We start from the raw sequence: 19,940 nt of genomic DNA on the forward strand, positions 1-19,940 counted from the left end.
CGCACAGGGGAATCAACGAGGGATTTTGAAAATGAGTCAGGCTCTTTTACCTACCCCGACCGATCTAATTCCGCCCTATTCCGATCTATTCAACGATCTGGCCGAAATCGTCCAGCGCCAAAGCGGCCTACAGGTTGCGGACGGTTCCCTGATCGACGCAGCGGTGCGCAGCAAGATCCGGGGCGACCTATTCGACCGGATGGCATTAGAAGCCGGATCACGCGGCGATCTGAAAACATCCGCCAATCTATCCGCCGCCGCTGAACGGGCGTTCGCATCTTTCCGGTCGACGTTGACCCTGTTGCGAGCAACACCAACCGTTAGATCATCCAAGAAAATGAAACAGGCCGCCGCCGAACAGGCAAAGTTGATCGGCACCAATGATGGCGTTTGGGCGGAAGTTTTGAACTGATGACAGCGTGTTTGGATTGGCAGCAAAAATTACAGCGCCGCGAGATCCCGGCAAATCTGCCCGCCTTACCGATCAACACCGCCGCCGCTGACCTGATTTCCAAAGCATTTAAGAACCTGCGCCTGTCCGACATGATCGGCAAGCCCGCCTTGGGCCAACTTCCCAACATTGATTGGGTGGACGTTTGCGTTAGGGCCGTGTTCGGCGGAACGACCATTCGCGAAGGTTTTTTTATGGTGCCAAAAAAACAGGGCAAATCGGCGCTGTTCGGCTTGGCATTTTTCGCGGCCTTCCTGATCAACAAACGGCCCAAGGCGTCGTTCACCATCGTGTCGCCAAGCATCGGCATTTCAGATCTTGTTTATTCGCTGCTGACCGGCGCAATCGAGGCGGACCCGACCCTGACCGAAATTTGTCGGGTGCAGGATCATCTAAAAACCATCACCAATTTGCGCACCGGCGCGACCCTGACCGTGAAATCATTCAGCCTTGAAACGATCACCGGCTTGCGCGGCACCGTTTTGCTGGATGAGGTCCATTTGATGGGTGCGAGCAAGGCCGGAACCAAGATCAGGGCGCAGGTACGCGGCGCACTGGCGGTCGATCCGGATTGCAAGGTGATCTATGTCACGACGCAATCGGACGCGCCCCCACGCGGCATTTTCGCGGACATGCTGACCCACGCCCGCGCAATTCGCGACGGCACGGTTACGGACGAAACTTTCCTGCCGGTTATGTGGGAGCCTTGGCAGGACATGCCCGACCCGCTGGACCACCCGGAACTGTGGCCGATGTTGCTGCCGTCGTTCCCGCATGTAGGCGACCAACCATTCTATGAAAGCACCTGCGCCGAGGCGATCCGCCTAGGACCATCGCGGGCCGCTATCACCAGATCGCAGTTTTTCAACGTTGAGGTCGGTGTCGATACCACCGTTGAAAGCTGGTTCTTGGCGCAAGCCTTTACGGATCTGTCAAAGCCGGGCCTAACCATCGCCGAGGTTATCCGCCGATCTGAGCGCGTCGCCATAGGCGTGGATCTTGGCGGTTTGGGCGACTTAACCGGCGTCGGCATCTTGGGCGTAACCGCCGACGATCAATGGTTGGCGACGGCGACGGCGTACTGCACCCAAAAAGCAATTGACGAGAACGAAGAATATCAATCGGCGCTGTTGGATTTCGTGGACGATGGAACCCTTAAGATCGTCCGGCCAGGATCTGACCTGCCGGAAATCGTAAAGCTGTGCGAGCGTGTGCGCGACGCCGGTAAGCTGCATGCAATTGGCGTCGATCCGGCGGGCGCTTTGCAATTGGTGGAAGCCTTGGAAGCCGCCGGGTTCGTGTTGTCGGAAGCCGTGGACGATCAGAAAGAAATATTGGGCATCGGTCAAAGCGCTTTCCGCCTGAACCCTGCCGTGAAAACCCTTGAACGCCGGGCCGAGGAACGCCGCATTGTGATCGACGCAAACCGAATGTTGGCGTGGTCGTTCGGCAATTGCATCGCCATCGAACGCAACAACTGCACCGAAATCGACAAGGTGTCATCTATGGCCAAGATCGACCCGGTTGCCGGGCTGCTGGATGCCGCGTCGACGTTGATCCTGCGACGGCCAAAAACGTTTGACGTGGGTGGGCTGATTGGATGAACCGCCGCATACCGATAGCCAATGGCCGGGTTAAGGCGGCGGGGTTTGCTATCCCCCTTGCCACCGCCAAGGACTCGGATGGTCTGGTAAGTCCCGATGCCCGCGAGCGGCGCGAAATGTATAACACCAAGCGTTGGCGACAGATCCGCGCCCAACACCGGCGCGAACAACCCAATTGCGTGATCTGTCATGCGCCCGGCAATCAGGTCGACCACCTTTGCGGCCACAATGACGACCACGCCAAGTATGTGATCGCCGCTTTGGGATTGCAGACCGTGACGGCAAAGGATTGGCGAACTCGATTTTGGAACGGCCCGTTTGTGACCCTTTGCCACCATCACCACAGCGCCAAGACGCGGGCCGAGATGAAAGGGAAGTTATTCGAATGGATCAAAGCCAACCTGAAAAGCTGATGCCCGACATGATCGCGGATGCGGGCGAGGACTTCCGAATACTGTCCGACCGGCTGGAAAAACTCGGCGGAAAACACATCGCAGAACAGATGAAAGCGGTATTGAAATGGCCAACACCACAAAAAACGACCAAGCAGCCATCGTGAAAATGCGCAGGGAGTACGTAAAACGGGCGGCACAGGCCGCAAACACGTCCATGACGTACCACCCCCGCACAGAACAAGTTTACATCGCTGGTGGAGCGTTTCACGCACCGGCCTGGGTTCACTGGTCGACGTTTTTTGAATCGACCGAGGCAAGCAAGCGATGAATCCGAATGCGCCGCGCCCGACCGTCGACGGCTGGATTGCCCTAGTGAATGCCCGACCAACAGAGGTCGAGTTTATGGATGATCGGGTTTTGGCCGACGTTCTGTTCTGCATCGACGCCCGCAACCGGCCATTTGGGGCCGATCCGATCAACCTGATTGCCGCCGCCTGTTTCCAGATGCGCAAGCACGGCGATCAGGGTTGGGAACAGTGGTTAAAAGAGGTCTGTTGATTACTATTCGATTAGCAGCAATGATAACTCAACGATAGCGCGGCCACATTGGCCGTTTACTCGGAGGAAATCGTTATGCTCGCAACTCGGTCGATCAGACCACCCGTCGTGGAACTTTCCGGCGCAGAACTGGAAATGAACCCCCGCGCACCGCTTACCATCAGCCGGAACATTCTACGCGACGCCAAATCTGTGGTCCGTCATTTGGATAAATCCCCAGATCCTGTGGCGGATGTGGACGAACTGCACAAAGCGCTTGAGACAATCGGCACACTCAAAAAGGCGTGTGACGAACAGGCCGTTGCGTTTCTCAGTATGTCGGATGCGCTCAAAGGCATCCACGTTAACCACGACCGCAGCGATGCCCTAGAAACTTGTTTTGAAATCGAGGCACTGGCCAAGTCGGTGGGCGATATTGACCCGTCGTATGATCTGGGAAACCAACAGGCCGAATTGGCCGATGAACTGGCCGAGGTTGCCGACAGCTACGCCAAGGCGGCAAGTGCGCTTGGTGAACGGTATGTCAAGATGGATGCGTTTTGCATGGAAGCGACCGCCGATGCGATCCTGCATTGCGAAGATCCCGAACAGATTGAATATTTGTATGAGGCATACGAACTGCCCCCGGAAATGCGCGACGACGTTAAGCTGATCGACTACCGGCAGACCAAGGAAACCATCAGGTTTCAACGCGACGTGTCCGGCGAAATCACCAAGACGGTGGAGAAAAATCCGGATTACATAGATCCTGGCCAGGATCTGCAAAGCCAAATCCGCATCGCCAAAATGCGCAGTAAATCCACAGATCTTAAAATCAAGGCGCAAAAGCGCGGGCAGCGTACCGCCGCCATTCGCAAACGTATCTCTGACATTTGGGGGGCCGCACGATGAACGGTTTTGCACTGACCAAAGAACAGGTCACGGCGCAGGTTTGGAACTCTGACCGCAACAGCATCAACACCGCCGGGTTGGTCAATCTGCTGGTGAAACTGGCGGGCGCGGACGATGCGATTTTGAACGCTGCCGGGGAACTGCTACGCGAAGAACGCCAACAGACGCGCGAGGATGTAACCGCCGTTGATAGCCGCATTGATCAGGTATCCGGGGCAAAGATCATCGCCGGGTCGGCGGGCATGCTGCGCGGCGCCAAGATGAACGCCATTCAGACGTTGGTAGATCACCAGCGTTACAAAAAGGCGCGGACCGTAAAGGGGCGTTTGCCTGAGTGGGTGACGCTATGACCGGCCTTGCACAAAAGTTCAGTCGGCACGAGGCGCGGCATGCGCTTGGTGAAGCGGCGGCGGCGGTCGCGTTGGGCCTGACCAAACAGCAATATGAAAGTTCCACCCTGTACGTCTCGGCGGACGGTGAAGGCGGCGAATGTGCGCTGCAAACCCCGCCCGATGTTGAGAGCGATGTGCAGGTGAAAATTGCGCAATTGGCATCGCTGACACCGATTGTGAAAACCGACGGCGATTGGATTAAAGCCATCCGAAAGGGAGACACGGACACGTTGGTGGCGATGGGTGATCTAAGCCCGGCTGATGTGAAACTGTTCACCGCCTTTACCGGGCCGAGTGAAATGCAGATGAAAGTCTGTCTGGCCGCCAAACACCTAGAGGACAGATTGCGCCCTAGCGGGTTCGAAGCCTTTTCTAAGGCGATCCGCGACCACAGCAACGCCCATTGTGACCCGTTGAGCCTTTCCGATTATGTGCCACGCACAGCGGCACAGGCGGCGGTCCGGGTGGCCTCAAAACGTCTAAGCGATCTTATCGACCCGCCCGTTGACGGCAAGATCTTGGACAAAATGCCGGTTGCGGCCCGTATGGGGAAAAAACGCAAATGACTGATGATCTGTTGTTGCTTTTGCACGAACTCGGCCACGCTGTGGGTTATGCGAATGAGGGTGCAGCCCTAGTGCGCATCATGGCAATGCCCGGCGAAGAATGGGCGCAATGCGTGGGCCTGACAATTGAATCGCATGGGCCGGAACAAATGAAATCGGGCCAAGTGCCGATCACGGTTGCGGGCTGTGCCGTCTCATGGGTGTTTGAAATCGACCATAAAAGCGATGCCGAGTGTTTGCGTAACGCGCCGGGCCTGATGTTGGTGTTGGGAACCGGTGGACGGGTTGGCGAATATGATTGGAAGGCGCTAGGCGAAGAACTGACCGGCGACATTGTGCGCGAAAGTATTGTCTGGACCTGCTGGGCAATACGCCACCGCGACAAGCTGTTGGCCTACGCGAAATCCAAGCTGGACGCCTACCGGGACAAAGCGCAAGTGACCATCCAGGGCGGCGAACTGCGCGACCTGTTTTGCACCGATGGGATGGCACAGGACATGGCGCAACTGTTGCCCATGCTGATGAACGATCCGGACAGTTTGGCAAACATGGTCGACAGCCTGACAAATACACCGCTGATCGAGGCCGCGCCCGCCGAAGTGGTGCAGCTATCGGATGCCCGCGATGTGGGCGGATAAGGGCGCCTATCAACTCATGGTTCACGCCGCCGAAGTCGCGGCGCTAAGGGACGACGTTCTGCGACTTATGGCCAAACGCAACAGGGCACCATCGGCCCGGCTTGTGGCGCTGCTGGCGGACGTTGAGGCCGAAATAAACGGTAGCTGTGAATTGATCGGCATTGACCCGGACATGATCAAAGTTGGGGGGAAACCGCAATGAACCTAATCGAAAAACCGTGGTCCGATGCGGTCGCATGCGTGTTCGCTCTGAACGAAAAGCAACCCCCGCCTGGATACACGGTGCCGCCCGGAGATCCGGAACAGGTTTTAGAAAAATCCGTTAATCAGCTATCGGTCCTGACCGGGCAATCAGCGACGCAAGTCAGAACAAAACTGATGCGGACGATCAAACGCGGCCGGAAAATAGCCAATGCTTAAAAAGCTGATCAGCCGCAAGCAACCAACCCGCCACAGGTGGGCGTCTGAACTGGTGCGGTACATGACCGACAGCGACCCGTCCGCCCACGATCTGCACGAGGTTATCACCGCCACTCATGCGTTGATCCACACTTACGAAATGCACGGGCCGGAAGCGGCGAAAAAGGAACTGGAACGCATGCGGAGTGTGAAATGATCCGCGCGTTGGCCCATATCCTGCACCTGTCCCGGCTAGATCGGGTGGTGATCATTTGCCCCGGTGGCGATGCCAGCCGCATTAACGCGGTGCGTCGATCCTTACCGCCTTGGGTCGATTGTTCGGTGCGGTATGCGGACGGCATCCAGAACGACGAGGGCACGGTGACAAACCTAGGGCCAGGTTCTGCGGTCGTGTTCCGATACTACCGCCGCTTATGGCGCAAGCCGCGCATGACGCAGCAATTATTCCAAGGGAAGGAAACATAATGGCCATCACGGATCGCTACACCATTCGCGTCGGCGTCGTGGGCGACGCGGCGCTGCAAAAATTTCAAACATCGGTCGACAAACTGAACCGGAACGCGGAACGCTCGGCACGATCATTGCGGCAAATGAGCGGACAGATGCAGGGCTTGGCCCGCATTGCCCGCACCGCCATGTTCGCCCTAACCACCATTTTCAGCGTTCAACAGGTGAAACAGGCGTTGGACTTCGCCGACGGTATCGCCAAGTCCGCAACGGCGCTTGGTTTGGGAACCGATGCGTTCCAAGCCTACACCTACGGCGCGTCTCTGGCCGGTGTCGAACAAAAGAAATTGGAAACGTCAATCCAGCGGTTTCAACAGGGCGTCGTGCAAGCCGCGTCTGGAAATACCCGGTTCGGGCAAACCCTATCCCGCATGGGCATTTCCCTGAGAACCGCCGGGGGCGATATCCGATCAACAGAGGACTTGCTGGCCGACTTCGCCGACGGGCTGCAAACCATACCGGAAGGGGCGGAACGAACAGCCGCCGCCATGGACGCATTCGGACGATCAGGCGCCGGAATGTTGAATTTCCTAGGCGCCGGGTCCGACGGACTCGCGGAAATGACGAAAGAGGCCGAACGCCTTGGGCTGATCATCAGCCGCAACACGTTACAGGCCGCCGAGGACTTGAACGACAGGCTGACCCGGTTGCAGAACATCGCCCGCGCCCGCTTGCTGCCCGTGATGGTCCAGCTTGCCGACGTGTTCCTGAATTTGGCCGAACGGCTGCAACGCGGTGCCGACAATGTGCGCGACTTTATCGCCGATTTCCAAAAGCTGCCCACGCACGCACAGAACGCCGTCAAGGCGCTAATTCTGGTGCCGCCCGCATTGCTTGCCATCCGGACCGCTATCAGGGCTGTAACGGTCGCCATGGCCACCAATCCGTTTGGGCTGGTGCTGGTAGCCGCAGCGGCGGCGGCCACGGCCATAATTGTGAATTGGGATAAGGTGAAAATCTATTTCCAAACCGCCTTGCCCGCGATGTTGAGCGACGTGGTTGCCCGTTGGCATGCGTTACGTGGCAGCATCTTGGAAGCGTTGGCCCCACTCATTCAGGGCGTGGCCGCGATTTTCGACCAAGTAGCCAATGCGATTATCGACGTGCTGAATTATCTAAGGACCGAATTCGGCACCTTCGCCCGTGAAACCGCCAAGGTGCTTAGTAGTTCATTCCTGACCACCCGCTTGGGCATCGGTCGCGAAGCCTTGGGCGATCTGTTCACGTTTGGGGCAAATCTCAGAACGAACCTGATTGAACCCATGGACACGGCAAGCGGCGCGGCGGACAACATGGCCGACCGGATCAATGGGGCATTTGCCAGCCAATCCGCAGCGGCCATTCGTGCCGCTGATCTGTGGACCGCATACCGCACCGAAATGGAACGGCTACGGGCCGAAGGCGAAGAAACTTCCGAACTGCTAAAACAACTGACCAAAGATTTAGAGGACATGGACGGCGCGTTAGAAGGCAGCACCGGCGGTGGTGGTGGCATCGCCAAGACCATGGAAAAGAACAAAGAGGCCATCGAAGAAACCAAAACGGCGGTGGAGCGTTTCACCGAGGCCGCACACATCGGTTTCGACAACACCCTGCAAGGCGCCATGGATGCCGTGGTCGATAAGACCAAATCCACAAGTGCCGCCTTTAAGTCCATGGCGGCAAGCATCGTGTCCGAATTGGGCAAGGTGGCCGCAAAGCTGATTAGCCTGGCTATTCTGCAAAAGCTATCCCTGCCAACCGGCGGCATCACGTTCGGATCTGGTGGTGTGTTTGATGGCGGCAAGCTGCAAGCCTTCGCCCGTGGCGGTGTGGTCAACACGCCGACCGTGTTCCCATTTGCACAGGGCGCCGGCCTTATGGGTGAAGCCGGTCCGGAGGCCATTGTGCCCCTACGGCGCAACGGCTCGGGCGACTTGGGCATCCAGGCCGTCGCGCCGGTGATCAACATCATAAACAATTCAAGCGCTGTTGTGCGGGCCGAGGAAGGGCCGAACGGCGTCACGAATTTGACGATTGAGGACGTAAGAAACGCACTATCCAGCGACGTGGCCGCCGGGGGCACAAAATTCTCCGCTAGCCTCGAAAGAACCTATGGGATGAGCCGTGGCCGATAACATGCGAGTGCCGCCGACCATGCTTTACCTGACCGCCAGTAGTCAGACGATCAGCGGCCCGAAACTGATGCGCATGGTAGCGCAAGGGTGGCGCGACGACCTGTGCGACCCGGTAGAGGTAAACACCCGGCCTGACGGGCTGTATGCGGTCCGGGATGGCCATCACCGGGCACTGTTGGCCCGCATGCTGAACGTGGCGGATGTGCCGATAACGGGGGGTGAATGAATGGAATGGGACCGTGTACGGGATGAAACCGTTATTCTCAGGGCCAACTTGTCACATATCCAGGGCGGCAACCAATCTATGATCGCCGACGCCATGTGCGTTTTGACAGCAATGGAACGCGACACCGGCGACCCGACTTTCCGCAGCCTGTGCAGCCGCTTGCGCAACCACATCGGAACGCCGGAACGCATGCGTGTAACCCGTGTGATGGTGCTTTTGCAGCGGATGGATGCCCGCGCCGATATGCAAATCCGGTCGAATTCAGGGGGTGTCTAGGGTGACGCCACTATCTGAATGACCGCCGTCACTTACCCCCCCGACTTGATCAATTGATTGACCCGGCTTTGCGAGATGCCGAGGTGGTCGGCAATGTCGCGTTGCGACGGGGCGTCTTTTCCGGTGTCCTGTTTGATCCATTCCACCGCCTTGGCAACGTCCGCATATGTCATGCCCATGACGCGCCGCTTGGGTGTCTGTAGGTCCATGATCATTTGTGCCTGATAACCTACTAAGTTCTGCGAGGTTTCGCGTAGATCCTGCAAGAATTCACGCAAGAGTTCGGAGGGCACATCATCCATTTTTTCCATGATGGCGGTCTGTCCGATGGTCTGCATGTAGGCATCACGAGCGGCGGCAATCTTACGATCTAGGTCAATTCGTTTGTTCATTTTCACACTCTGGCTGTTTGTGATTGATCAACGCTAGATCACTAATCAACCACGTTCAATCCCTGTTCGTCCCTGTTCGTGACAGTTACTTTTGAACAAAAGTTTGAACAAATTTGCGACAGAGCCATAAAAACAAGGGAAATGATAAGCTTTCCGTACAGCTTCCCAAGCTGAACGCGCGGGTTCGATTCCCGCTACCCGCTCCAGAACTCAATTTGTCATCGGAAAAGCTTAGAAATCAGCGCTTTGGGCATGGGTGCGTCTGTGGTCATTTACTCCGGGCGACGCGCCTGAAATAGGTTGATATCAGCCGGGATGTGCACCGCACCATTTTTGGCAAAGGGGTGAAACGCTTCGGCGACGGCGTGTTGGATCGCAGTCACGTCATCGGATTTACCGTCGAAATGGGTAATAACACGGGCGGCGGGGCCAACGCGGGTACACAAGGCGGCGCAATCCAGCAAAGAGCCTTGAAAGTGCAACATCAGATTAAAAGAATCCGCGCGAACATTGCTTAGACCTGCCTTTTTCAGCAACCCGGTAACACGCTCACGATCATGAAACGCCAAGGGGCCCGGTGCATTCCGGTCGACCTTGGGCGGCGTGCCCAGCCGTTCCGAGGCCGCGATATGGGGCATTCTGAACCATGGGTTTCCGGGCAATGGCCCCCAGGCGGCAAAGGTCATCGTGCCGCCGGGCTTTAGCGCGCGGGTCATGTTGGTAAAGGCGGCAACCGTATCCTCAAAAAACATGACCCCAAATCGCGAGATCATGGTGTCTCGGTCCGCTGCTTCAAAGGCGTAGGTCTGGGCGTCGGCGAACTGGAAGGTGATGTTTTGCGATCCGGCATCGGATGCCCGTGCCGATGCGCGGTCCAGAAATGGCTGCGAGACATCTGCAGCCAGAACGTGGCCTTCTGGCCCCACGGAATGTGCGGCGGCGATCGCGCTTGCACCCGTACCACAGCCGATATCCAGAACACGCATGCCGGGTTTTAATCCGGCACGTTCTAGCACCAGATCAAGGACCGGGGCCATCAGTTGATCCAGCTGGTCCTCATAGGTCAGCCATTTTGCTCCAGACGGGGATTTCCCCCAATATTCCGCCTGTTCCTCGTTTGCGATCTGCATGTCGCCTCCCTTATGTCAGGGGTGACTATGACCGCCTGCGCCGTCTGCGACCAGAGCCTTCTTCTCCACCACCGGCATTGAAGGAGGGCGAGGGCAGAGTGACCACTTGCGACAATTCCGGGAACGGATCCGTCTTGTGCGGGATGGCATTGGCGGCAACGAAATGGTCCTGAAATTTCGGCTCAATGGCCGTTTCGACCTTGGTGATCTCACGCACGACACGCTCAATCTCGGACCGGGCACCAATGTTGCACAAGGCAATCCGCGCACCGGTGCCAGCCGCGTTGCCTGCACTTGAGACTTTGTTCAAGGGCGCATCGGGGATCATACCCAGAACCATCGCGTGCTTGGTCGAAATATGCGCGCCGAACGCCCCGGCCAGCACAACGCGATCCACCGTGTCGACGTTCATTTCATCCATCAACAGGCGTGCACCGGCATAGAGCGCGGATTTGGCCAGTTGGATGGCGCGGATATCGCCCTGCGTGACCGTGATGCGCGGACCGCCCTCGGCGCTGGCGTCGTGGATCAGATAGGCGTGGGTGCGACCTTCGGGTACACAACGAGGCGTGCCGGTCTGGTCTGCAGACCCGATCAAGCCGCTTTCGTCCAGCAATCCGGCGACGCGCATTTCGGCGACCGCTTCGATAATGCCCGAGCCGCAGATGCCGGTGATGCCGCTTGTGGCAATCTCCTGATCAAAGCCTTCCTCGTCGGACCATTTTTCGGACCCGATCACGCGAAAGCGCGGTTCCTTGGTGACAGGGTCGATTTCGATGCGCTCAATCGCCCCGGGCGCGGCACGCTGGCCGGAACTGATCTGCGCGCCTTCGAATGCCGGGCCGGTAGGTGAGGAACACGCCAAGACTCGGCTGGTATTGCCCAGCAGGATTTCAGCGTTGGTGCCCACGTCCACGATAAGCACAAGGTCTTCGGACTTTCCCGGTTCCTCCGACAGTGCCACCGCGGCGCAGTCGGCGCCGACGTGGCCCGCAATGCACGGCAAGATGTAGACCTGCGCGCGCGGGTTCATATTTGTCAGGTCCATCTCACGCGCAGGCAGGGACATGCTTTCCGAGGTTGCCAAGGCAAAGGGGGCCTGACCCAACTCAACCGGGTCCAGACCCAGCAGCAGATGGTGCATCACCGGGTTACAGACAAAAACGGTTTCCACGATCAGCTCGGAACTAATCCCGGCTTCCTCAGAAATTGAGGTGGTCAAATCGTTGATCGCCTCACGCACGGCTTTGGTCATCTCCTGATCACCGCCGGGGTTCATCATCGAGTATGAAACGCGGCTCATAAGGTCTTCGCCAAAGCGGATCTGCGGATTCATCAGGCCCGAGGACGCTTTGACCTCGCCGGTCTCCATATCGGTCAGGTGAGCTGCGATTGTGGTCGAGCCAAGGTCGATGGCCAGACCATAAAGCCCATGTTCATGCAATCCGGGCCAGATTTCGACCACGCGCGCCGCTTCATCCTTGTGGCCTTTGTGGAGGGCGACAGTGACCTCCCATTTGCCCTTGCGCAGGACGGGCTGCAGCTTGGACATCAGCGAAAGATCGGCGGTGATGGCGTCAATGTTCCACTGCTCGCGCAGCGCGCGTTCCAGCCGTTCCAGATCGCCTGTTGGCGAATGCATGTCGGGCTCTTCTACCACTACGAAATACAGCCGGGTTGCCGGGTCCATCGTAATGGCCCGCGCGGTGGCGGCCTTGCGAACAACTTGACGGTGAACCTGGCTTTCGGGTGGGACATCGATCACGATGTCGCCCTGAACTGTCGCCTGACAGCCCAGACGACGGCCCGATTTCAAGCCGCGTTTGTCATCGTAACGCTGTTCGACCGCGTTCCATTCGCTCAGCGCGTTCTCGGATGCGGTTACGCCGTGTTTAGGAAACTCGCCATAGCTGGGCGTGATCTGACATTTCGAACATATCCCACGGCCGCCGCAGACCGAATCCAGATCCACACCCAACTGCCGTGCAGCGGTCAGAACCGGGGTACCCACGGGGAAGTGCCCGCGTTTGCCTGACGGAGTAAAGACAACAAGGGGGTCGGTGGTCATTTTTGGCCTGCCTTTTGTATTCGCACGTATGCCCGGCAAGATATGGGTTTGTGCGCAAAGGGAAAGGCCATTCAGCGGCACGTTTTGAACGTCTTGCGTCGTTTTTTGCCGCGGTATCGGCCAGCGAAGGGAAACTAGTTTAGGTCAGGGGCTTTTCCTTAGGTTAAATCCATGTAATAGGGTCACCGCCAAACGGGCTTTTGCATGGGGTTAACAGATGCAGATTCGTGAGGCACTTACCTTTGACGATGTTTTATTGGTTCCGGCGTCCTCGTCGGTGCTGCCGGCGACGGCGGATACGGCCACGCGTGTGACGCGTGAAATCACGATGAACATCCCGCTGCTCAGCTCGGCCATGGACACGGTGACCGAGGCGCGCATGGCCATCGCAATGGCGCAGGCAGGCGGTATCGGTGTTGTTCACAAGAACCTGACGGTCGAAGAGCAAGCCCGAGAGATTCGGCGCGTAAAGCGATTTGAGTCGGGCATCGTGTACAACCCGGTCACGCTGAGCGTGAATCAAACGCTGGCGGACGCGAAGGCGCTGGTGCAGCGCTATAACTTTACCGGCTTCCCGGTCGTCGATGAAAGCGGGCGCGTCGTGGGTATCCTGACCAATCGCGACATGCGCTTTGCGACCTCGGACGAGACGCCAGTTCACGTGATGATGACTTCGGACAATCTGGCGATGCTGCAGGAACCTGCAGATCTGGAGGAGGCCAAGAGCCTTATGAAAGCCCGCCGGATCGAAAAACTGCTGGTGGTCGATGGTGAGGGCAAGCTGACAGGCCTGCTGACCCTGAAAGATACCGAGCAAGCCGTGCTGAACCCGACCGCCTGTAAGGACCGGCTGGGACGCCTGCGAGTCGCTGCGGCGACTTCTGTTGGTGATTCTGGTTTCGAACGGTCCGAGCAGTTGGTGGATTCGGGCGTTGATATCATCGTGGTCGACACTGCTCATGGGCATTCGCAGGGCGTTCTGGACGCGGTGCGGCGGGTCAAGACACTCTCGAACGAGGTCCAGATCATTGCGGGCAATGTAGCGACGAGCGAGGCCACCAAGGCGCTGATCGATGCTGGGGCGGATGCAATCAAGGTTGGCATCGGGCCGGGCTCCATCTGCACAACCCGGATGGTTGCAGGCGTCGGCGTACCCCAATTGACAGCGATCATGGACTGCGCGACGGCTGCCGGAGATGTTCCGGTCATCGCTGATGGTGGCATCAAATTCTCAGGCGATTTCGCCAAGGCCATTGCCGCAGGCGCGTCCTGTGCAATGGTTGGCTCGATGATCGCGGGAACGGATGAAAGCCCGGGTGAGGTGATCCTGTACCAGGGCCGTTCGTTCAAATCCTATCGTGGTATGGGCAGCCTTGGCGCCATGGCACGCGGGTCGGCGGATCGCTATTTCCAGAAAGACGCGGCCAGCGACAAGCTGGTTCCCGAAGGGATCGAAGGGCAGGTGCCCTACAAGGGATCGGCCAGTGCAGTAGTTCACCAGCTGGTCGGCGGCCTGCGCGCGGCGATGGGTTATACCGGCTGTGCAACGGTCGAAGAAATGCGCAAGAACTGTAACTTCGTCAAAATCACCGGCGCTGGCCTGAAAGAAAGCCATGTGCATGACGTTCAGATCACGCGTGAAAGCCCGAACTACCGGGTAATGTGACGCAACAGAGTTTGCAGCACGGCGCTCCAACGCGGGCGCCGTTTTGCGTTTTTTGGGTTTAGCAGAGAAATCGGAAATATCTTATGACCCCAGCAGCGCGTGTTCAGGCTTCGATTGAAATCCTTGATGATATCCTCGCAGGGGCACCGGTTGAAAAGGCTTTGACAGGATGGGCGCGCCGCAGCCGGTTTGCGGGCTCGAAAGACCGGGCCGCCGTGCGCGATCACGTTTTCGAAGCGCTTCGTTGCAAACGGTCCTTCTCGGCCTTGGGCGGGGCAGAAACCGGGCGCGGGTTGATGATCGGTTCGATCCGGTCAACCGGCGGTGATCCAGAGGCGCTGTTTACAGGCGAACGATATACGCCAGAGCCGTTAACCGCCGCCGATGCACCGCGCGCGTTCAGCTCGGATGCCGAGCGGTGCGACATCCCCGAATGGCTCTGGCCGCGCTTTCAAACGTCGCTCGGGGATCAGGCAGAGGCGGCGGCACAGGTATTGCAAACCCGTGCACCTGTTCATTTGCGTGCTAATCTTGCCAAAACCGATCGTGCTGGTGCGATTGCTGCTTTGACCGTTGATGGGATCAGCGCGCAGGACCATCCGGCGTGTGAAACCGCCCTAGAGGTCACTGAAGGGGCCCGGAAAATTGCCCAAAGCCGCGCTTATTCCGAAGGTCTGGTTGAATTGCAGGACGCAGCCAGCCAAGCCGTGGTCGCAGCGCTCGATCTCCAGCCAGGTCTGCGTGTTCTGGATTATTGCGCAGGCGGTGGCGGCAAGTCGCTGGCTCTGGCGGCCCATTCGGGTGTCGAGGTCTTTGCGCATGATGTGAACGCAGGGCGCATGCGCGATCTGCCGACGCGGGCAAAACGGGCTGGTGTGGGTGTAACCTGCCTGCAGCCGGAAGATGTGGCCCGTCAGGCTCCGTTCGATATTGTCCTGACGGATGCGCCATGCTCGGGCAGCGGTTCGTGGCGGCGTGCCCCGGCAGGCAAGTGGGCGCTGTCCGAAGAGGGGTTGAACGCGCTGAATGTACTTCAGTCCGACATCCTGAATTCCGCCGCTCAACTGGTTGGACCGGGTGAAATTCTGGCCTATGCGACCTGTTCCATGTTGGATGATGAAAACGGCGAAATTGTCGACGGATTTCTGAAACTGAATCCTGATTGGACCGAAACGCTGCGAAAGTCGTGGCTTGTGACACACGGTGCAGACGGGTTCTTTACGTCGCACTTGACGCGATAGCGCGTCATTGAATAACAACCTTAGGTAGAAGTTTCTGCTGTCCTTAAGGGGGCGTTAACCAAATTCGGGCTGAGTGTGACAAAGCCTTTTGACCTGAGTTGTTAATGTCCGACATTGCAGAGATCTTTTCTGAGCCGACCTCAAGAAAAACACCGGCCTTCTCGCGCCTTGTGCCACTCGTTGTTTTGGGCGCATTGCTAAGTTTAACACCGTTGACAGACCTTTTGCCGACCGCCTGGAATACGGGTCTTGTTGTTGCGGGTGTGTCGTTGTTGTCCGCCGGCCTTCTGGTTGTTTTTCGGGGGGTCACGGCCGACCGAGCGGCGCGTAATTTGGCAGAAGTGATGGCCGTCTTCACCGAACAGGACTTAAGTCCGACAGTGATCGCCAACGCAAATGGCGATATTCTGAGTGCGAACACACGTGCAAAGGCACAGTTAAACGCTTTTCCAGGTGCGCGATTGCAGCATTGCCTGAAATCCAGATTCGCTAATCCCGCAGCGATCCTGCTGCGCTTGCAATCCATCGCGGAAATCCACGAACGCGCCCGCGAAGATATCGTGACTGTTGGCTCGACAATCCCGATCTCGGTGTTCAGCGTGGGGCAGGATGTGTTCTGCTGGCGGTTCCTTCTGGATGAAGACGGGCAATGGGATGACGCCCCTGTTCCGGTGCTGACAGAGGGTCGGAACGGGACAATTCTGCGGGTGAATGGAATGGCAGAGGCCATTCTGGGTCACAGGCCCGACGATATGGGTAGGATATTTCCCAAAGACATCCCGCAACCGGGTGAAATCTCGCTTGCTGAAACCTTGGACGGGCAGGTGCCCGTGACCGTGTCCGAGCTATCCCGCTCGGGCACTGTGCGTGATCTGCTTTTGTTGCCGATGAAATCTGCGGGCCCATCCGGGGGCGATGCCCCATTCGCTGAACTGCCCGTGCCGGTGATGTGTTTGTCCCCCGAAGGCGAAATTTTGGATGCGAACCGGATGGCGATTAAGCTGATCGGAGAGATCCAGCCGGGAGAGTCGAACGTGGCCGAAATCATGCACGGGCTGGGCTATCCCATTTTGGATTGGTTGACCCGCATCGCGACCGAAGAGAATGCCGTTCCCCGGTCGGAATTTCTGCGCCTGTCACGACAGGATAAAGAGGTTTTCGTGCAGGTCACGCTGAACCGAGTGACGTGCAAGGGACAGATTTGTCTGATCGCTGTCGTGAATGATGCGACCGAGTTGAAGACACTGGAAGCTCAGTTCGTGCAGGGGCAAAAGATGCAGGCCGTCGGGCAATTGGCGGGCGGCGTGGCGCATGATTTTAACAATCTTCTGACTGCGATTTCTGGGCATTGCGATCTATTGCTGCTGCGGCATGATCAGAATGATCCGAACTATGGTGACCTGGTTCAGATCAACCAGAACGCAAACCGGGCCGCGGCGTTGGTCAGTCAACTTCTCGCATTCTCGCGAAAGCAGACCCTGCAGCCCGAGGTTTTGGACCTCCGGGATACGATCTCTGATCTGATCCATCTTTTGAACCGCTTGGTCGGCGAAAAGGTTCGTTTGACGTTAAGCCATGATCCCGTGCTTAAGCCTGTGCGCGCAGACAAAAGGCAGCTCGAACAGGTCTTTATGAACCTGGTCGTGAACGCACGGGACGCGATGCCTGAAGGTGGCGAGGTACGTATCGAGACCGAAGTTGTGTCTCTGACCGAACCGCTCCAGCGGGACCGGGCAACGGTACAACCCGGCGAATACGTCACCGTTAAAGTGATCGACAGTGGCACGGGCATCCCAACAGACAAGCTGCAAAAAGTTTTCGAGCCATTCTATACCACCAAGCGCACCGGTGAGGGGACTGGACTTGGATTGTCGACGGTCTACGGCATCGTCAAGCAGACCGGAGGGTTCATCTTTGTCGATAGCATTCAGGGCAAGGGAACCGAATTTACCGTGTATCTGCCGGTTTCAACCACACCGCAGAAAATCAAGCAGGATATCGCCAGCCTTCCGGAAAACCCGACGTCCCGGCAGGGTGAAGGCGTGGTTCTTCTGGTCGAGGATGAGGCCCCGGTCCGGGCCTTTGCCACGCGTGCATTGCGATTGAAGGGCTACACCGTGCTCGAATCCGGGTCCGCCGAAGAGGCGCTGCACCTGCTGGAGGATGGGTCGGTGCATGTCGATGCTTTCGTGACAGACGTAGTCATGCCCGGCATGGATGGGCCAACCTGGGTGCGCAAAGCGATGGAGACCCGCTCGGATGTGCGGGTGATCTTTATGTCTGGCTATACCGAAGGCGCCTTTGGCGATTCAGGCCCTGAGATTGCGAATTCCACCTTTTTGCCCAAGCCATTCTCTTTGACGCAGTTGACCGAGGCTGTGTTTAACCAACTGAACTGACTAACGCGCCGCGTCGTGGCAGGAAAACTCCTCGGCGTGGTGCTTGCGGAACTTCTTTTCCGTTTCCGGCGACAAGAATAGGTCGCGCTTTGGTGAGACATTCTCGCGCTGCAGGGTGATTTCCATGTTCAACCGGTCCTGAAGAAAGTTCAGTATCTTATCTTGATTTTCGTATTTAAAAACATGCGTCGCACCGAAACCGTTGTTTCGGGTGCGGAAAAACTGGCTCTGACTGCCGACATCTGCGAATTCCGGGCGGGGGTTTTGCATGTAACCCTGAACAAAATCATCAAAGCTCAGGTCGCGGGTTGAATGCGGGTGCCCAATGCGGTCGTCCCGGCTGCGGTATTTGTACCAACTGCCGAGCCAGTCGATAGGTTCGCGCACGACGGCCATGATTTCCGTTTCGGTGTCATACATTTTGCGAAAAATGTTTTGAAAAAACCTGTCATAACGGCGAACAGGCGCATGTTTCAATTCGGGCGGGCCGGTGACGACAAAGTCGGCCCGCGCGCTCAGGGCAGTGTGATAGGCTGTGCTGCCTGTTTTTGGAACTGCCAGAAACGCAAGGCGTTCCTTATAGAAAACAAGCATTTATTCGCCCTTCGCCGCCTAATTTAGTAGTCCAGATTGGCGTAAACGACTCTTTAACACAATTGCTGAACAGTAAGTATTGTAAGTTTTAGTTGAAATGTTCTCTTTTTGGTCCCATAAGGAACAAGAGGCGAACAAAGCAGTGATTGCCGCCCGATCATGGGTGTGACAAAAGAGAAGGCGACAGGACAATGGCGGATCTTCTGACAATGAGCGACAAGAAAAACGCAGACAAGCAAAAGGCGCTTGATAGCGCGCTGGCGCAAATCGAACGGCAGTTCGGCAAAGGCTCGATCATGAAGCTGGGCGAGGATGCCAAGCAGGACATCGATGCAAGCTCGACCGGGTCTTTGGGCCTGGATATCGCGCTGGGTATTGGTGGTCTGCCGATGGGTCGGATTGTTGAGATTTATGGCCCGGAAAGCTCGGGCAAGACCACGCTGACGCTGCATTGCATTGCAGAACAGCAAAAACGTGGCGGTGTGTGCGCATTCGTGGATGCCGAACACGCGCTGGACCCACAATATGCCCGTAAGCTGGGCGTCGATCTTGATGAACTGTTGATCTCGCAGCCTGACACCGGTGAACAAGCGCTTGAGATCACCGATACGCTGGTGCGTTCGGGCGCTGTGAATATGGTTGTCGTCGACTCAGTTGCGGCTTTGACGCCGAAATCGGAACTCGAAGGCGACATGGGCGACAGCAGTGTTGGCGTGCAGGCCCGATTGATGAGCCAGGCGATGCGTAAACTGACAGGCTCAATCAGCCGCTCGAATTGCATGGTGATCTTTATCAACCAGATCCGCATGAAAATCGGCGTTATGTTCGGCAGCCCCGAAACCACGACTGGTGGTAACGCGCTTAAATTCTACAGCTCGGTTCGTTTGGATATTCGCCGCATCGGCGCGATCAAAGATCGTGATGAGGTTGTCGGCAACCAGACGCGCGTCAAGGTGGTCAAGAACAAGGTGGCGCCGCCCTTCAAGCAAGTGGAATTCGACATCATGTATGGCGAAGGCATCAGCAAGATGGGTGAGTTGCTAGATCTCGGTGTCAAGGCTGGAGTGGTCGAGAAATCGGGCTCGTGGTTCAGCTATGGCGACGAACGGATCGGGCAGGGGCGTGAGAATGCCAAGCAATACCTGCGCGACAACAGCCGCATTGCGCTGGATATCGAAGACAAGATTCGGGCCGCGCACGGCTTGGAGTTCGACATGCCACCCGGTTCTGCCGAGGAAGATGACATCCTCGAGGCGTAACAGCCCAATTGGGGGCCGCAAAAATCCCCCGGTTTTGCAAGAATTGAGAATACTCGAAACTAGGCGGTCCGCGTGGCCGCCTTAACTCGTTCTGCATACGGTGATCTTGTACTATTGGTGTGTACGGATCTTGTTGACGGGTTTTCTAGC

Annotated in this window: 24 protein-coding genes; 20 read left to right on the forward strand and 4 right to left on the reverse strand. The window is 57.4% G+C overall.

Translation table 11 applies throughout. The features are described from left to right. Positions 1-31 precede the first annotated feature (31 nt). From AC2FJE_RS00465 to AC2FJE_RS00540, 16 genes are all read left to right on the forward strand, one after another. On the forward strand, positions 32-412 hold the full coding sequence (locus AC2FJE_RS00465) for a hypothetical protein (protein ID WP_496760377.1): 381 nt from the start codon (positions 32-34) through the stop codon (positions 410-412). Further along, the gene (locus AC2FJE_RS00470) at positions 412-2,055 is read left to right on the forward strand and encodes a terminase TerL endonuclease subunit (protein WP_496760379.1); all 1,644 of its coding nucleotides are present in this window, start codon (positions 412-414) and stop codon (positions 2,053-2,055) included. Before AC2FJE_RS00465 ends, AC2FJE_RS00470 begins: the two co-directional genes overlap by 1 nt. Continuing rightward, positions 2,052-2,468 (forward strand): hypothetical protein, encoded by a 417-nt coding sequence (locus AC2FJE_RS00475; protein WP_496760381.1) that lies wholly within the window; start codon positions 2,052-2,054, stop codon positions 2,466-2,468. Before AC2FJE_RS00470 ends, AC2FJE_RS00475 begins: the two co-directional genes overlap by 4 nt. Then, positions 2,468-2,614 (forward strand): hypothetical protein, encoded by a 147-nt coding sequence (locus AC2FJE_RS00480; protein ID WP_496760383.1) that lies wholly within the window; start codon positions 2,468-2,470, stop codon positions 2,612-2,614. Before AC2FJE_RS00475 ends, AC2FJE_RS00480 begins: the two co-directional genes overlap by 1 nt. Before the next feature lie 160 nt (positions 2,615-2,774). Further along, entirely contained in the window at positions 2,775-3,008 is a 234-nt protein-coding gene (locus tag AC2FJE_RS00485; protein ID WP_496760387.1) for a hypothetical protein, read from the forward strand. Positions 3,009-3,083: 75 nt separating this feature from the next. Then, the gene (locus AC2FJE_RS00490) at positions 3,084-3,899 is read left to right on the forward strand and encodes a hypothetical protein (RefSeq protein ID WP_496760389.1); all 816 of its coding nucleotides are present in this window, start codon (positions 3,084-3,086) and stop codon (positions 3,897-3,899) included. Next, the gene (locus tag AC2FJE_RS00495; RefSeq protein ID WP_496760391.1) at positions 3,896-4,249 is read left to right on the forward strand and encodes a hypothetical protein; all 354 of its coding nucleotides are present in this window, start codon (positions 3,896-3,898) and stop codon (positions 4,247-4,249) included. Before AC2FJE_RS00490 ends, AC2FJE_RS00495 begins: the two co-directional genes overlap by 4 nt. Then, complete coding sequence (locus AC2FJE_RS00500; RefSeq protein ID WP_496760393.1) at positions 4,246-4,857, forward strand: hypothetical protein; 612 nt, start codon at positions 4,246-4,248, stop codon at positions 4,855-4,857. Before AC2FJE_RS00495 ends, AC2FJE_RS00500 begins: the two co-directional genes overlap by 4 nt. Then, complete coding sequence (locus AC2FJE_RS00505; protein WP_496760395.1) at positions 4,854-5,495, forward strand: hypothetical protein; 642 nt, start codon at positions 4,854-4,856, stop codon at positions 5,493-5,495. The genes AC2FJE_RS00500 and AC2FJE_RS00505 overlap by 4 nt, the downstream gene beginning before the upstream one ends. Next, entirely contained in the window at positions 5,482-5,697 is a 216-nt protein-coding gene (locus tag AC2FJE_RS00510; protein WP_496760397.1) for a hypothetical protein, read from the forward strand. The genes AC2FJE_RS00505 and AC2FJE_RS00510 overlap by 14 nt, the downstream gene beginning before the upstream one ends. Further along, the gene (locus AC2FJE_RS00515; protein WP_496760399.1) at positions 5,694-5,915 is read left to right on the forward strand and encodes a hypothetical protein; all 222 of its coding nucleotides are present in this window, start codon (positions 5,694-5,696) and stop codon (positions 5,913-5,915) included. Before AC2FJE_RS00510 ends, AC2FJE_RS00515 begins: the two co-directional genes overlap by 4 nt. Next, the gene (locus AC2FJE_RS00520; protein ID WP_496760401.1) at positions 5,908-6,111 is read left to right on the forward strand and encodes a hypothetical protein; all 204 of its coding nucleotides are present in this window, start codon (positions 5,908-5,910) and stop codon (positions 6,109-6,111) included. Before AC2FJE_RS00515 ends, AC2FJE_RS00520 begins: the two co-directional genes overlap by 8 nt. Continuing rightward, positions 6,108-6,380 carry a hypothetical protein gene (locus AC2FJE_RS00525; protein ID WP_496760403.1) on the forward strand — a complete coding sequence of 91 codons (273 nt, stop codon included), beginning with the start codon at positions 6,108-6,110 and terminating at the stop codon, positions 6,378-6,380. The genes AC2FJE_RS00520 and AC2FJE_RS00525 overlap by 4 nt, the downstream gene beginning before the upstream one ends. After that, positions 6,380-8,539 (forward strand): phage tail tape measure protein, encoded by a 2,160-nt coding sequence (locus AC2FJE_RS00530; protein ID WP_496760405.1) that lies wholly within the window; start codon positions 6,380-6,382, stop codon positions 8,537-8,539. Before AC2FJE_RS00525 ends, AC2FJE_RS00530 begins: the two co-directional genes overlap by 1 nt. Next, positions 8,529-8,765 (forward strand): ParB/Srx family N-terminal domain-containing protein, encoded by a 237-nt coding sequence (locus tag AC2FJE_RS00535; protein ID WP_496760406.1) that lies wholly within the window; start codon positions 8,529-8,531, stop codon positions 8,763-8,765. The genes AC2FJE_RS00530 and AC2FJE_RS00535 overlap by 11 nt, the downstream gene beginning before the upstream one ends. Beyond that, positions 8,766-9,041, forward strand: coding sequence for a hypothetical protein (locus tag AC2FJE_RS00540; protein WP_496760410.1), 276 nt, complete (start codon positions 8,766-8,768; stop codon positions 9,039-9,041). 32 nt (positions 9,042-9,073) lie between these two features. Here AC2FJE_RS00540 and AC2FJE_RS00545 read toward each other — a convergent pair whose 3' ends face one another. The 3 genes from AC2FJE_RS00545 to AC2FJE_RS00555 form a co-directional block, all read right to left on the reverse strand. Continuing rightward, entirely contained in the window at positions 9,074-9,433 is a 360-nt protein-coding gene (locus tag AC2FJE_RS00545) for a hypothetical protein (RefSeq protein ID WP_496760413.1), read from the reverse strand. Between the two features lie 272 nt (positions 9,434-9,705). Continuing rightward, a complete protein-coding gene (locus AC2FJE_RS00550) occupies positions 9,706-10,563 on the reverse strand; it encodes a class I SAM-dependent methyltransferase (RefSeq protein WP_496760415.1) in 858 nt (285 codons plus the stop codon). A gap of 25 nt (positions 10,564-10,588) precedes the next feature. Further along, the gene (locus tag AC2FJE_RS00555; protein ID WP_496754104.1) at positions 10,589-12,631 is read right to left on the reverse strand and encodes an ASKHA domain-containing protein; all 2,043 of its coding nucleotides are present in this window, start codon (positions 12,629-12,631) and stop codon (positions 10,589-10,591) included. Between the two features lie 217 nt (positions 12,632-12,848). Between AC2FJE_RS00555 and guaB the strand changes: the two genes are divergently transcribed. The 3 genes from guaB to AC2FJE_RS00570 all read left to right on the forward strand — a co-directional run bounded on the left by guaB (position 12,849) and on the right by AC2FJE_RS00570 (position 17,937). After that, the gene (gene guaB, locus AC2FJE_RS00560; protein ID WP_058271691.1) at positions 12,849-14,297 is read left to right on the forward strand and encodes an IMP dehydrogenase; all 1,449 of its coding nucleotides are present in this window, start codon (positions 12,849-12,851) and stop codon (positions 14,295-14,297) included. Between the two features lie 83 nt (positions 14,298-14,380). Beyond that, positions 14,381-15,538, forward strand: a complete 1,158-nt coding sequence (locus AC2FJE_RS00565) for an RsmB/NOP family class I SAM-dependent RNA methyltransferase (protein WP_496754102.1) — start codon at positions 14,381-14,383, stop codon at positions 15,536-15,538. Positions 15,539-15,642: 104 nt separating this feature from the next. Then, positions 15,643-17,937, forward strand: coding sequence for an ATP-binding protein (locus tag AC2FJE_RS00570; RefSeq protein WP_496760417.1), 2,295 nt, complete (start codon positions 15,643-15,645; stop codon positions 17,935-17,937). On the opposite strand, the gene AC2FJE_RS00575 is transcribed toward AC2FJE_RS00570, so the two are convergent. Further along, positions 17,938-18,531 (reverse strand): sulfotransferase family 2 domain-containing protein, encoded by a 594-nt coding sequence (locus tag AC2FJE_RS00575; RefSeq protein ID WP_496754097.1) that lies wholly within the window; start codon positions 18,529-18,531, stop codon positions 17,938-17,940. It lies immediately after the preceding gene. 191 nt (positions 18,532-18,722) lie between these two features. Between AC2FJE_RS00575 and recA the strand changes: the two genes are divergently transcribed. Continuing rightward, positions 18,723-19,790, forward strand: a complete 1,068-nt coding sequence (recA, locus tag AC2FJE_RS00580; RefSeq protein WP_108858591.1) for a recombinase RecA — start codon at positions 18,723-18,725, stop codon at positions 19,788-19,790. Positions 19,791-19,940: the final 150 nt, after the last annotated feature.

This window comes from Ruegeria sp. CDSC002 (assembly GCF_059610905.1).